This is a genomic window from Cerasibacillus sp. JNUCC 74 (assembly GCF_053667775.1).
Genome location: NZ_CM132207.1, coordinates 999,723 through 1,014,273, shown reverse-complemented (window position 1 = coordinate 1,014,273; position 14,551 = coordinate 999,723). Strand labels below are relative to the sequence as shown.

Sequence of the window (14,551 nt, the reverse complement as noted above, 5' to 3'; positions counted from 1 at the left end):
TTATATCACCTCCTCGCTGGTTATTATTTCGATTGGTATATATTCTAAATCATAGCCGAAATATCTTGGACCAACCGTTTCGATTCCCTTTTCTGTTCTCCATTTTTCGTTACATGCAATGCCGATTACTGTACATCTCACTCCATACCTTAGGCCTTCTGTCGTAATTGGCTGTCCAGTTTCATTATCAAGCAGACAAATTAAATCAGGAGTAATGCACACAGGCTTGCCATTTTCTGTAGCTAATAAAAATTCATTTTGAAAGTGTAGGGATAGTGTTTTTCCCTTATCTTCATCTATTCCTTCTATTGTTGCAATTCCTCTAGCAAAACCTGTCGATGTTTTCCGATCTATGTCTATTACCTTTCCTTCAAATAATGAATAGCCACTTGTAAAAGATAATACTTCCTGAATCGGATTTTGTTTTGATTTTCTAATAATTTTTCCTATCCCTTCAGCAAACGTTAAACTTTTAGCTACACCACTATTCTTCACTTGCTTTCCAGACATGGAGTATTGAGCAACTGTAGAAGAACCACCCATTTGAACCGTTATGTTACGAGCAATTCGTTCTGACCAATGATTATCTATTGTCTGAAGAATGGAAGTATTCCCTCGTTCGTCAGCGATGACCAAAGGACTATTTGAAATACCGTCTAGATAGAATGTAACCATTTGTAGCTCTGGAAAAGCTCTTCCCATACCATCAACATTAATAATTGGTAGACCAAGGCGAGCAGCAATTGCTACCGGAAGCAATGAATTTACTCCACCAATTTCAATCGGCATCGTTGCAAAAATCTTTCTTCCTAAATGCTCTTCCATAAGTTGAAACGCATTTTTTGCTTCATTTTCTCCAGGCGCTTTTTCAAATAATACAGTTGGAGCTCCCATCATGCCAATCGGTACAACAAGAGCATCGTCTGGTACTTCATCAACCTCAAGCATTTTTACAGGACCATGCTCTTTAATAGCTTGTAATGCCATTAATTCTCCAATGTAAGGATCACCCCCGCCTCCCGTACCAAGTACCGCAGCTCCAACCGCAATATTCTTAATTGCATTTTCATCCAAATAACGCATTACAAAGTCTCCTTAAATAACTATTTGTTTTGATTATTTCGAATATTGACATTAAAATTTCTGAGCAACTTTTATCTATGATGAATAATAAAATATTCACAGACTTTTCTTTTTAAAAAATCATAATATCTGTCCATCCCTTTTTATAATTATAAATTTTTTAACAATTCCCAGGAATGGAATAAGGGGGAAAAAAAATCAGGTTACGTTTTCCCACTTTTTCCATGGACTATTTATGAGAAAAAGTTTCCGTGTTGTTCTACATAACTAGGCAAGAACTATAAAGTTTTCAGAACATTTGTTTTTCACTATATAACAGCATTTTCTTCACAACAGTAAAACGATACAGCGGGGATTTACCCTACTTTCCTACTGATTAGAAGCCGAACAAAAGCTAGAAGCGCTCAGGCTAGACGTACAAACTGGAAATCTTCTGAAGTAATTAAGCCGGAACTTCATTCTGTGGAAGGCTTTTTCCAAAGAATGTAATGAACCAATCAGACATTTAAGAGTCGTTATCTCATCAGACGCAAAATCATAGCCACTTTTTGAATGGAGAAAAATACGTCTTCACATTTGGATAGGGGGAAACTTACCTCTAAAACAAGGGTATGCCGATGCCAAGCGACAACCCGCTTTTCATCGGCCTTCCTAGATTCCGAGCCGATGTTAACTTAATTATAGGAAGAAGAATGAAGTTTGCTAGGTCTGAAACGCTTCAGTTAAACGGATACAAGATACCCGCCGTAGAAAGCATACATATCGGTCTCTAGAATGAAAATTGATCATATCAGATCTTTAATCATTAGACAAAATTTTAAAATAAAGCGATTGTCGGCATCATTTAAATCCATATTTAATAACTGCTCGATTTTTTGTATTCGATAATTTAGTGTACGGCGATGAATAAATAATTTTTCTGAAGCCTTTGACACATTACCATTTTCATTCAAATACATTTGTAGTGTTTCCATCAAATCGTTGTCTTCTTGAAGCAATGGAAATAAAACATTTTGTGTATATCTGCGAGCAAACAGATCAGAAGTCAATTGCAGAAGAATTTCATAAATGCCTAGTTTATCATGTGTATAAACCGTATGTTCCGGCTTTATTTTTAAACCGATCTCCATTGTTTTAGTTACTGTATGCACGTGCTCCTCAAAGCTGGTTGGAGTTTTAATCGATGGGCTAATTGCAACGCGAGTAAAATTCCAGCTGTCTTCTCCATTAAATCGTTCAATAATTTCATTCCATTGAGCTACAATTTGACCATATGTTTTTTCTTTACAATACAAGAACAAATAAAACTTATTATACTTCTCAAAAATAAAGTTTTCGCAAGTTGTTAGCTGATTGACGAGCCCATAGAGTTCTTTTCTAATTAAGCTAGAGTAATCAATAACTTGGTGCTTTGGATAATTCGTTAGTTTCAACCAATTCCCATAAAAATTAACAATTATTGCCGTCTTCGTTGCATTGATATCATCCAGATGCAATAAAAATTGTTCGATTGCCTCTAAATCATCCTGTCGATTTTTTTGTAAATATAGTTGGTCACTGATAAAGAGCTGACTTAATTTATTCGCCACATTGTTTAAATGATTTGGGGAAACACCTTGAAACAATTCTTTGTCTGTATAGGAAATATGCAAAATAGCAAACAAACTATTTTTCCATATGAGCGGTAGAAGAATCTTTCTACGCAACCCCGTTTTATAGAATACTGCATATTTATTCGTTAAGATGTCATTCTCCCATCTAGTAACTTCTTTGATATAATCAGAATAGTAGGGCTTCGAAAACAGCGAAGTGGATCTCCGCCAGCCATCAGCATGAAATAAAGCAGCCGCATATAACAAACGACCGTCTAAATCTTCAATATATACAGGGGAATTAACAATTTCAGCTATTCGATTCAATGCTTCTGGTAAAGAGGAAAAACTGGATTGTTCAATTTCATACAATGGATGCTGCAATTCTACTGTTTTTTGCTGTTTTTCCAAATAAAGTTTTTCATATAGGGGTGTTAAAACACTAATATAAGTGACATCCTTTGGAATGGTTACAATTGGAAAATTATGCTTATCTGCTAAATGAATGATTTCAATTGGGATAGAAGTAATAAAGCGTCCTAGTTTGATGACGATTCCAGCAGCTTTTTGGTGAATTAAAGCTTGGACAATCTCAACTTGCCTGTTTGGCAAATCTTTAATCGAATAAAAGGTTGTAACAACTAAAACCCCAGGCGTTACCCAACTCATTACCTCAGGTACTTCCATCACCTCAATAGCTGTGATATCACGAGATATACCTTTTTCTCCAGCGATAACTTTTCCTCTTGCTAACCCGCCAATCAACAATGCATCCTGTATTTTCATAAGAATTCTCCCATTCTAAACAAATTCTTAGTTGAAATATTAGTCGTCCATAGTTTGTATACTTATTATAATAGTGTAATTTGCCAGTAAATGAAACCTATTATACAAAATTTGAAATTTTTAGCAGTGAAAAAGCATGCTTTTTCAGAGTGGTGGATCATATTGAATAGGAGATGTTAAAGTCTAGTCACCTTGAAGAGTCTTCCCCCTCTATCTTCAAGCAAATCTATTTTAGAGAAAATTGTATATTTTTGTTGTACATGAGTACCAACCGAAAAATTCAGTATAATCAAAATAAAAAAAGAACATGGTTCATCTTGACAAAAATGCTCGTAAATAAACCCGGCTCTACATCCATTTTCTTCCTATACCATTACATCCAGTACGTTAGTATTTCGTATGTTACAACTTTTTCCCCCGACAACAAATTCTATTATTTATATGGTAACATTTCACCCATATTAAGTTTAACGAACTGGATGCATGTTAAAAAACATCCAAATCTATCAAATACTTTCCATATTATTTTAGCGTTAATGCAATAGCCCCTTTTACACCTTGCTCATCGTTCAATGTTGGAGCAACGATTAGATCATCTACCTGTTTCACTTCTAAATAACCATTCAGCAACTCCAAAAAATACTTACGAATCATCGAATAAAGTTTTACCTGCTTCATTACTCCCCCACCAATGATAATTTTCTCCGGGGACAAAATAAGATAGTAATTCACGATTGCTTGTGCTAAATAGTAAGCTTCGATTTCCCAAACTTGCTCTTTATCTACCAGCAAATTTGCCTTCTTACCGTAACGCTTCTCCATCGCCGTACCGGAAGCAAGGCCTTCTAAGCACGAACCATGACTTGGACAACTACCCGTAAATGGATCATCCTGATGTTTTCGAAGTAAAATATGACCCATTTCCGGATGATTCTTTCCTTGAAATACATCCCCGCGTAAGACAAATCCTGCACCGATTCCAGTCCCTACTGTAATATACAAACAACTATCCGCATGCTTACCGGCACCGTAGTTGTACTCCCCAAGACAAGCCGTGTTTACATCGGTATCTAAGTATACGGGTACTGAAAAATCATGTTGAAGCTTATCAAGCAACGGATAGTTACGCCAATTTATTTTTGGTGTATGTAAAACTGAACCATATGTGGAACTTTTTTTATCTAAATCAATCGGCCCAAACATACCTACACCAAGAGCTTCAATTGCATAGTTGGCAAAATAGTTTTTCACTGCTTTTAATGTATCATCTGGGTCAACTGTCGGAAGGCTGATCTTATCGATTATCTTCCCGTTTTTATCACCAACTGCACATACAAACTTCGTACCGCCTGCTTCAATTGCCCCAATTAACATATATACAAACCTCCTAGGAAGCAGAAGAAACCATCTTCTTAACTGCTTCCTTTATTTTTTTGTTTTCAATATTTTGTTATCTTTTTCACATTCCATTTCTTTATATTAATCGTAACACTACCTTCAACTTTAAAAATAACATCCTTCGCTTCCAAATCATCAAAAATCCGTGAAGAAAATACTTCTTCCCCATCATTAAGAAAAATTTCCATGGAGGATGTATCTTTAAAAATGAGCATCTCCTTTAAATTTTTCAAAACACAATGCCTGCTCTCTAATGCATGTGGAGCAGTAAAAGTTTTTCTCTGAAAAGTAAACACTTGGGATGTTTGATCATAGATGAGATTAGATTCTCCAATTTGTACGATCAACTTGCTCGCTTGCCAATTCTTTATCCCTATCTTCATTGCAAACACATTCCCATAAACATAAGGTAACGTAATAGGCTTTTTATTGTCTATCACTACATTATCATAGTAAGTTTCATCTTCATATAATTTTTCAATTTCTTTGACCGGACATTGCCATAACTTCCCATCTTTCCATTCTAAATAGCGGGGGATCGTTAAAGCGTGTATCCAGTTGTATTTGACAGTAGGATGTTTTGATTCACCTACTTCTGCGTTTCCTAACCAGCCAAACAATAATCTTCTTCCTTTTTTATCAACTGTCGTTTGTGGTGCATAGAAATCAAATCCTCTATCCAATTCAACAAAGGAATCATGGAGAAAAGATACATTATCATAGTCAATTTGACCGGCAAAATAACCAGATTGAAAAATATTTTGGTATTGAAATCCTCTAGCAGGAATTCCTTGAGGACAAACTAGTAAAATATCCTTATCACCTAAGCGAAAAATATCCGGACACTCCCACATATAACCAAAATCTTCTCCCCCATTAGACTCGGCACCTAATAAAGTTCCTTTAAAAATCCATGTTTTCAAATCAGAAGAAGTGTATAGGACAGCCTCGCCTGTTTCTTTTTCTGTTTGCGCCCCAAGCACCATGAACCATTTTCCGTTGTTAAAAAACACCTTCGGATCACGGAAATGAGCCGTGTAACCATCAGGAACATGAATGACAGGACCCTTTTTTTCAAAGTGAACCCCATCAATTGATACGGCCATACATTGATAAGAATTACGATTCCCATCATCATCGATTACATTTCCTGTATAAAAAACGTATATTTTATCCTGAAAAACAATAGCGCTTCCGGAATAACATCCATTTTTGTCATACCACTTATCAGGTGCAAGTGCGATGGGTGCTTCTCTCCAATGAACGAGATCCTCAGAAACAGAATGTCCCCAAAACTTCGGACCATGATTCGTTGCAAAAGGATTCCACTGATAAAAAATATGATACTGTCCTTTAAAAAACACAAACCCATTCGGGTCATTTAACAATCCTACCGGTGGCATAATATGATAATGCAGTCGATAAGGATCACTTGCTACTTTTTGTTTATTATCCTCTATTTGTTTATATGCTATATCTTTTTCTATCCTACTATTCATATATAAAACTCCTAAACATAAATGATGAGCCGATCCTTCAATTGTCTCTATTTTTTAATCCTGTTTCAATTGTTTATCTGAAAAGCCAAAGAGCCATGTAAGCACAAAGGCAACACCAATCGCAATTAAATTAACGAATAGATATAAAAGAACTTGTCCGTTTAAATATAGCAGCGTACCAGGAATCACCGTAACAGCCATTCCCGTCCCTTTTAAACCTATTAACGCAGCAACGAATCCACCAGCGCCACCACCAATTAATCCCATTACAAATGGTTTTACATAACGTAAATTAATCCCAAAGATTGCCGGTTCCGTAATACCTAAAAATGCTGACAATGATGAAGGAAAAGCTAGTGCCTTTAGCTTTTTTGATTTTGTTTTTAGCCCAACTGCAAGTGCCGCTCCACCCTGAGCCGCAACAGAGGAGGTAATAATAGCGTTAAAAGGATTACCGCCAATACTTTCAAGCAGCTTTATTTCTAATAGATTAAAAATATGGTGAACACCAGTTATTACAATGATTTGATTAAAGAAACCAATGAATAATCCAGCTAAACCAAATGGTAAACTCAAAATATAAAGTGTACCATCCAAAATATAACCTTCAATTAAATGAAAAACAGGTCCAATCACAAATAATGATGCAGCAATCATAATTAACAAAGTTAAGAAAGGCGTAAGAATTAAGTCAAGTGCCTCAGGTACTCGTTTACGAATTACTCGTTCCAATTTAGCACCAATTATTCCAGCGATAAATGCCGGCAGTACAGATCCCTGATAGCCAACAACCGGAATAAACCCAAAGAACATCAATGGTTCTGCACCTGTTGCAACTCCCCATGCATTTGGTAAAGATGGGCTAACTAGCATTAGGCCGAGAACTATTCCAATGACCGGTGTGCCACCAAACACACGAAACGTAGACCATGCAACCAATGCAGGTAAAAAGATAAATGCTGTATCCGTCAGAATTTGCGTAAATAGAATGAAGTTTTCCGAAATATCAGCTGGCGACAAACCGAAAAATGCCAACAACTCCTCCTGCATGATTAATCCACGAAGCCCCATAAACAAACCAGTAGCTACAAGCACTGGAATAATCGGAACAAAAACATCCCCAAATGTACGGATAGCACGTTGGAATTTATTCCCCTTTTTCGCCGCTTCTTTTACTTGTTCTTGTTTAGATATGCTGTTTACATCGAATTTCTCTACTTCTTCATAGATTTGATTTACTGTACCAGTACCAAAAATAACTTGAAATTGTCCTGAGTGGAAGAACGCTCCCTTTACTTTATTAATCTTTTCTACACGTTCTTTATCAATCTTTTTCTCATCAATAATGATCAAACGTAACCTTGTCGCACAGTGAGCTACAGAAGCGATATTCTCTAATCCGCCAATCGCTTCAATCAGTTCTTGAGCTATGTTCCTGTTTTCTGACATTATTACACTCCTTTTATCATGGTATCGATTCCACATTAGACAAATAAAAATATGATAGCGGAAGTTATGGTATATCCATTAAACGAAGGACCTTTTTCAGCTACTTTCTTCCTGGTACATATATCTTATGGGAGAAAATAGCATCGCACATCATGAATTAAATATCTTTTCATTTAGATACTATCCCAAACTATCAGTGCTTTATTCTTTATGGAATCGATACCACAAGCAATAAAAAATATATGTGAAATCGATTTCACATATATCATACACTATCACGAATAATAAGTCTATAGTCTAGTACAATTTTTTCTTGATATTTTTCTGAACGAATCCGAGCTAAAATCTGTCTCGCTGCTTCTTCACCTGCTTTTTCATTTTTGTAGTCAACTGTCGTTAACGGGGGATCAACATACTGGGATAATTCGGAAGCGCCAATTCCAATAAACGCCATATCTTTTGGTACGTTAAATCCTTGCTGCTTTAAATAGCTGATAGCGCCTATTGCCAATCTATCCGTAACAGCAACAATAGCGGTTGGTCGTTTGGAACAACATTTTATCATATTTTCCATCGCCGTGTAACCTGAATCAATATCAAAAACCGCTTTCTGAATCCAAGCTTCTTCAATTGCTAGATGATGTGCCATCATTTCATCAAAAAATCCTTTTTTACGCAAGTAACCAACGGCCCGATCGGATTCGTCAACGCCAATAAAACCGATCCGTTTATGTCCTTTTTCTATTAAGAAAGCGGTTAATTCTCTAGCTACATGATAGTCATCATACGTAACGCACATAACTCCTTCTGCTTCCTGACCGATGAGGACAATCGGCAGACTGATCTCATTGATTTTTTGCATAAGTTCTGGTTCTGTATTCGTTGCAATCAATACAATTCCATCCACCTGGCGCATAAGCAAATCTAAGTACTCCAATTCCTTTTCTTTGTTGTGGTTCGTGTTTGCAAGTAGAATCTGGTATCCATGTTTAGATAATTCTTTTCCTAAACCTGTAACCACCCTGCTAGGCGTTTCTGTCTGAATAGTAGGCAGAATCACTCCAATTACTTTCGTCTTTTTTGTCCTTAAAGATTTTGCATATCTACTCGGCACATAACCTGTTTTTTCAATGACTTCCTCAACACGCTTTCTCGCGTCATCACTTACATAACCAGAATTATTCAAAACTCTGGAAACAGTGGATCTCGAAACACTTGCCATTTCAGCAATATCTTTTATCGTCACCAAAGTTATGTCCCCTCCTTATTTTCAAATTATATCTATATATAAAAAATCGGATCAAGCATTTAGTATAAACAATTCCCTAGTTGCACTTACACGTTGAACATTAAAACTTTCACTGTTTTCCCTAATTATCGACTAAATTTATACTATCCTAACGTATAAAATATACCAGGTTTCTCCTTTGTTTCCAATAACCAAGTTAATTTATTAACCCTCTGAGGACAAACATAAATGAAAAGAAATGCGATTTATCGCAACGCCAATAGAACTAAATGACTTCTCGCCTTACAAGTTAAAATACATCATTTCAAATAATTTTTTCTAAATAAGGTAGGTGTTAAACCAGTTTCCCTTTTGAAGACATTGCAAAATTGCGAATCGTTAACAAATCCTGCTTCTAAAGCAATTTCTGAAACAAGCATGGACGGATCCTTGATTAAACATTCTTTTGCATAGTTTATTCGTTTTAAATAAAGATACTGTAGAGGAGCAATTCCAAACTTTTCCTTAAATAAATGACGAAACCGATCATAACTATAACCAGCAATACTTGCTAAAGTTTTAACGGATAGCTTTTGTCGAAAATATTCATCCATATAATTACGTACATACAGTATTCTCTCTTCTATTTGATTATGAGATTTAGTAGATCCAATTAATCGTTGCAAATGAATGACAAGCTCTCCCACTAACAGATTAAGCATTTCAGAAAAACGATCCTGTCGCTGCATAAACTCATCTTTCATTTTTTGTAAAGTACGCTTTATTGTCCAATCACTGCTATCTTGAAATACACCATTTAAGTTGACAATTGCTTCACTATCACTATGAAAACCAATAAATAATACATCCGCGTTTGAATAATGAATCTCATTATGCTCCACGTTTGGAGAAATGAGAGCAAATGTATTCTCATGAAATGAATATTCAACTGAAGCTATCTCTGTTATCCCACTTGTATAATAATAAACCAACTCATAGCAATTATGTATATGATTAGGAATAAATTGATTTTTTGCACGTTTGGAGAAAAATAGAAAATCTAATAAATCCATGTATTTCACCCCAGTTAGTATATAGCCGAATCATCCAATAATATGACCGAATATATATAAAATCTAAATACTTTTTACGCTAATATAATAACACGACATAGCCAAATAATGAAATGAAAGCGTTAAATATTTCTAGTTAGATAATTGAATTTTGCTTCTTTACCAAAGCATAAGATTGATTACAAATGATGATTTTTACACCATTTTTAAAGTACTAATATGATGGTTATGCTTAGATAAGCTTTCATAGTGACATAAATTAATATAGCAATAGCACAAAGTCACTAGTTAACTTCCATTATTAAAGCCACTACAAAAACGCTACTTTCTAACCCGGTAAAATTTTTGTAAATTCTTTTTCAAATAACTTAATAAGGAGTGTTATCAATGAATATTGTATGGAAAGTAAAAATTCGACTTGTTTGTAGCAAAAATCTAGGACCATTCATTTTTATACGGAATTATACCTCTTTTATACAATAAACTAACAAAGAAAACATTGTCCGATTGACTAATTCGTAAACAAAAACAGTCCGTACACTTTTATTATTTCTTAGGTTACTTACAGTGTACGGACTGTTTGTTATGATGTAACTTAATACCTTGTCCATTGAATGGTTATTTTTGTGTTTGATAACTTTGATTTGTAACTTTATGATTATCCACAATCAAATAGGACTCTTTAATCGGATTGTTATTTATAAAGCTTGTTAGGATTTCTTGTACACCTTTTTGAATTCTTTTCTGTGCCTCTACAGTCATACCGGAATAATGAACCGTAAGCCCTGTTTGTTTGAGAGAGCGCCAAGGATGATCATTAGGTGCTGGTTGTGGGTACCAAACATCGCCACCATAGCGAATCTTGCCACTTTTAACTGCTTCTGTGATTGCATCTCGCTCCACAATACCACCTCTTGCACAATTGACAAGGACAGCATTGTCTTTCATCTTACTGATAACATTCTTATCAAATTTATTTTTTGTATCTTTGGTTAACGGTGACTGAATAATGATGATGTCAGATGTTTGTACCAATGTATCAAAGTCTACATATTTAATTCCCATTTGATCTTCCAGTTCTTTTTTTCGATATGGATCATGGTATTGTAATTTTACTTCAAACGGCTTCAAACGTGCAGCTGTTAATTGACCAATACGACCAAATCCGAAAATACCGACCGTCTTGCCAATCATATCATGTGCTTCTGCACCTACTTTAGGTAAATCCCATTCCCCTTCCTCAGCTTGTCTGTGTCCTTCCTCATAATTTCTTAGCAATAATAATGTTTCCATTACATTTTGTTCAGCGACACTAACATTATTACTGCCAGGTATTTCGGCTACAGTGATTCCTTTATCGATCGCTGCATCAAGATCTACATGATCAGACCCAATTCCAGCTGTAATTGCTAATTTTAAATTTTTCGCTTTATCTGCCCTTTCTTTGGTAATATAAGCTGGTAAGAAAGGAGAGGAAATAACTACATCAGCCCCCTCAATATGATCATCTACTTCCTTATCATTTGTAATGATTGTTAATTCATGATCTGTATTTTTTAAAAAGTCTCTCAGTCCTAGTGACTTTTCCTTAGATAATAATTGTGTAGCACTTGTTGTTTCTGGAAAAAGTGCAAGGATCTTCATGTTTAGTCCCCCTTTTGTTATTTTTATAGCTTAGATCCTTTATGACCTATAAAACCATTCCCCTTATTTTTACAGTATTAAACATATTCACAATATATTCCATGTTTTTACTTGGAAACACAGGATGTTAATTGGAAAACATAGAACAGACATCCATTTTTAACTTCTTCTATGAGTTTGAAAGACAAGTTTTCCGTTCATATTTTTTAACCAGACATCCAGCTTGTTTTCCGCCACATCAAGCTTTTCAAATTACCTTCTGACACACTTTCAGAGAAACATACCCTGTAATAAGCGTAGTAACCAAGCCTGATGCAAATCTCATTATTTAAATAGATGGAAAATAGATTATGCAGATAAATTGCTGGATAGTAGCATTTATATGTAAACTCGGACAAAATCCACTTTTCTTGCCAGTTACTAAACTGCTTAACAGGTGCAGATTCCTTTCTTTACATAGAAAAGGCAAATACACTCAATACACCTAAAAACTGTCCATACTGCTGTAGCAACTTCTGTCTAAAAATTCATCACAAAAAGCACCTATCCTTAAAGCTGAATAGGAATTTTCCTTTGTGCAAGTAAATCGGCTTTTACATTGGGATGCAATTAAGGAGATGAAATTATTTCATAGGTGATGGTAAGGCTCTGCTTTTTCATCTCATCAACTTGCTCATCTAACCCTTCAACCATTTTATTAATTCGTTTATCCACATGCTCTAGTAAATTACGATTATACGTAATTAATTTCTTGGTTTCTTCTTTCATAGCTTCAACAATTTCACCCTTTTGCTCTTCGTTAACAATAATGTCATCCATTAATTTTAAAAAAGCGGTATCACATTCATAAATTATATTTGTATAACCACGAAGAATTTGTTTCTTATATGTAAGATCCTCACTTGCAACAATTCTTTCTGTTACTGTTATCGTTTCTTCTCCCACTCTATTCCCCTCCAACTAAATCAAATAAGTTACCTATTTCTTTTTCTTCTGCAAATAAGTCTTCAATTGCTTTTCGATAATTTTCAACATACATATACCCTTTTTCTATACTTTTTCTTAAAACATGAATTTCTTCATTTAAATTTGCAGTTTCCAATGGAAAAAAGACTTCATAAACACGAATACGTTTTACTTTTTTATTTAACCGTGAAAAATAAATATGCTTTCTAAGCAGATAGCTATATAAACCTGGATTTGCCTCAATATCATCAATTTTACGCATAACTTGAGATTTATTGTTTTCATAACATTGGGAAATTTCTCTATGGATTGCTGCTTGAAAGTGATCAATTTCAGATAACTTTTCTTCTAAAACTGCCTTTCCATTTTGATACATGCGCAGTGCAGCTGAAATATTTACCTTTATTTCTTTTTTTCCATGTTTAGTAGAAAAAACCATATCTGATCCCAGGTAGGACTTCTTACCGCTGGACAAACTGCTTAAAACCTCTGTAATACTATGACTTGCCTTTATTTCTTCTAAAATGGACAGAAGATCTTCTCGTTTTAACACTTCCAAACTATCTTGAATGGTCGTGATGTGTCCCATTATTTTTACTATTGCTGCTATATCCCCACCAATTTGAACAAAAAAGTTTCCGATCTCCCTTACGCCTACCAATCGAGATAACGTTTCCCGAATACCATCTAATTCCGTTTCGATATTGGTAAATTCTTTGACAATGACCTGTTTTTGCGAATTCGATATATACCCTGCCATTACCAATCTTCCAAAAATTAAATCGGCATTACTAGTAATCGTTTTCACTCGCTTTAATACACCAGGTAATTTTTTATCCAACTGGCGAATCATAGTATCAATTTCAGGTTGATATGTGGCATAGGCTTTAAGAGAGTTGAACCAATTATCCATCTTATTTACGACATCCATATTGACACCTAAAATATCGTGCATAACTGTTTTAATACCACCTTGGTTAGAAGCAGTGGTGTACTGAATTGCCAGTTCCTGAAAATCCTTAATCACTTCATCTGGAATATCTTTAATAAGAGAACGAAGCCCTGGATAATCAGGATTCGTATCTATAATCTCTACGTTCCCAAGCGTAAAAAACCCGCGTGCAACACTCACAGCATAAAGTGGATCATCCTCAGAGATAATTTGATGGATATTTTTTGCCTTGTCTTTATAGTAAGCTTCAGCAAATTGACGGAGTTTGTTTGGGTCTAAGTCGTAGATGGCATCAGGATTATCGTATGACATAGAAAAATAACTTCTTACATCATTTGCAAATTTTCTATCGGCGAAATAGAGTTGATAATAATTTGTTTGAGCACCATTAACACTATATACTTTATCAAAAGTTCCATAGGTTAAATGTGCTGTAGTATTATTATTGTGAGCTAAAGAATGTGATAATCCTATAATGCTAGTCCCTTTTTTACTATCTATACCGAATTTATTTATAGCCTCTTCAGTAAATTTGTGTGTGTCCTGTGCTTGAGAATAATCTTTTCCAGCAAACATTGCTTTTATATTATACTCCCAATCTACTATATCTTTTGATCCTTGAGAAATAACATAAAGTTCGTTATTATCACCGTTTTGAGTTTTAAAATGAATTGCAGTCCCGTCAAATCCAGTATCTTGTGTTAAAGTAGTTGCTTCAGAAGAATGATATATTTCAATTTCTGCACTAAGCTTCTTTCCGTACTCTTCTAGATAAAATTGTTTAATTGTTTTAGTCATTTCTTCTTTAGATAAATTTTTATATTCTAAATCAATTAATCTTAAACGTAACTCCTCGGTAGTGACTACTTTTTCAGTCATAA

10 protein-coding genes are annotated in these 14,551 nt (G+C 34.9%); all 10 read right to left on the bottom strand.

Annotated features, from left to right (window positions below):
- The gene (locus JNUCC74_RS04570; protein ID WP_454067089.1) at positions 1 to 1,083 is read right to left on the bottom strand and encodes a DUF917 domain-containing protein; all 1,083 of its coding nucleotides are present in this window, start codon (positions 1,081 to 1,083) and stop codon (positions 1 to 3) included.
- Positions 1,084 to 1,868: 785 nt separating this feature from the next.
- Positions 1,869 to 3,461 (bottom strand): PucR family transcriptional regulator, encoded by a 1,593-nt coding sequence (locus tag JNUCC74_RS04565; RefSeq protein WP_454067088.1) that lies wholly within the window; start codon positions 3,459 to 3,461, stop codon positions 1,869 to 1,871.
- Between the two features lie 522 nt (positions 3,462 to 3,983).
- Complete coding sequence (locus JNUCC74_RS04560) at positions 3,984 to 4,835, bottom strand: ROK family protein (protein ID WP_454067087.1); 852 nt, start codon at positions 4,833 to 4,835, stop codon at positions 3,984 to 3,986.
- A 65-nt stretch (positions 4,836 to 4,900) separates the two neighbouring features.
- Complete coding sequence (locus JNUCC74_RS04555; RefSeq protein WP_454067086.1) at positions 4,901 to 6,358, bottom strand: glycoside hydrolase family 32 protein; 1,458 nt, start codon at positions 6,356 to 6,358, stop codon at positions 4,901 to 4,903.
- Between the two features lie 54 nt (positions 6,359 to 6,412).
- A complete protein-coding gene (locus tag JNUCC74_RS04550) occupies positions 6,413 to 7,807 on the bottom strand; it encodes a sucrose-specific PTS transporter subunit IIBC (protein ID WP_454067085.1) in 1,395 nt (464 codons plus the stop codon).
- 265 nt (positions 7,808 to 8,072) lie between these two features.
- Positions 8,073 to 9,056, bottom strand: coding sequence for a LacI family DNA-binding transcriptional regulator (locus JNUCC74_RS04545; RefSeq protein ID WP_216483736.1), 984 nt, complete (start codon positions 9,054 to 9,056; stop codon positions 8,073 to 8,075).
- Between the two features lie 299 nt (positions 9,057 to 9,355).
- Positions 9,356 to 10,108, bottom strand: a complete 753-nt coding sequence (locus tag JNUCC74_RS04540; protein WP_454067084.1) for a helix-turn-helix domain-containing protein — start codon at positions 10,106 to 10,108, stop codon at positions 9,356 to 9,358.
- A gap of 618 nt (positions 10,109 to 10,726) precedes the next feature.
- Positions 10,727 to 11,752, bottom strand: coding sequence for an NAD-dependent formate dehydrogenase (locus JNUCC74_RS04535; protein WP_454067083.1), 1,026 nt, complete (start codon positions 11,750 to 11,752; stop codon positions 10,727 to 10,729).
- Positions 11,753 to 12,361: 609 nt separating this feature from the next.
- Entirely contained in the window at positions 12,362 to 12,697 is a 336-nt protein-coding gene (locus JNUCC74_RS04530; RefSeq protein WP_454067082.1) for a hypothetical protein, read from the bottom strand.
- A gap of 1 nt (position 12,698) precedes the next feature.
- Complete coding sequence (locus tag JNUCC74_RS04525) at positions 12,699 to 14,549, bottom strand: DUF6792 domain-containing protein (protein WP_454067081.1); 1,851 nt, start codon at positions 14,547 to 14,549, stop codon at positions 12,699 to 12,701.
- Between the last annotated feature and the right edge of the window lie 2 nt (positions 14,550 to 14,551).

Excerpts from the sequence above, each read along its gene's own strand:
- JNUCC74_RS04560 (WP_454067087.1), bottom strand. The coding sequence starts at position 4,835 with ATGTTAATTGGGGCAATTGAAGCAGGCGGTACGAAGTTTGTATGTGCA.
- JNUCC74_RS04570 (WP_454067089.1), bottom strand. The coding sequence starts at position 1,083 with ATGCGTTATTTGGATGAAAATGCAATTAAGAATATTGCGGTTGGAGCT.
- JNUCC74_RS04555 (WP_454067086.1), bottom strand. The coding sequence starts at position 6,358 with ATGAATAGTAGGATAGAAAAAGATATAGCATATAAACAAATAGAGGAT.
- JNUCC74_RS04565 (WP_454067088.1), bottom strand. The coding sequence starts at position 3,461 with ATGAAAATACAGGATGCATTGTTGATTGGCGGGTTAGCAAGAGGAAAA.
- JNUCC74_RS04525 (WP_454067081.1), bottom strand. The coding sequence starts at position 14,549 with ATGACTGAAAAAGTAGTCACTACCGAGGAGTTACGTTTAAGATTAATT.
- JNUCC74_RS04535 (WP_454067083.1), bottom strand. The coding sequence starts at position 11,752 with ATGAAGATCCTTGCACTTTTTCCAGAAACAACAAGTGCTACACAATTA.
- JNUCC74_RS04550 (WP_454067085.1), bottom strand. The coding sequence starts at position 7,807 with ATGTCAGAAAACAGGAACATAGCTCAAGAACTGATTGAAGCGATTGGC.
- JNUCC74_RS04540 (WP_454067084.1), bottom strand. The coding sequence starts at position 10,108 with ATGGATTTATTAGATTTTCTATTTTTCTCCAAACGTGCAAAAAATCAA.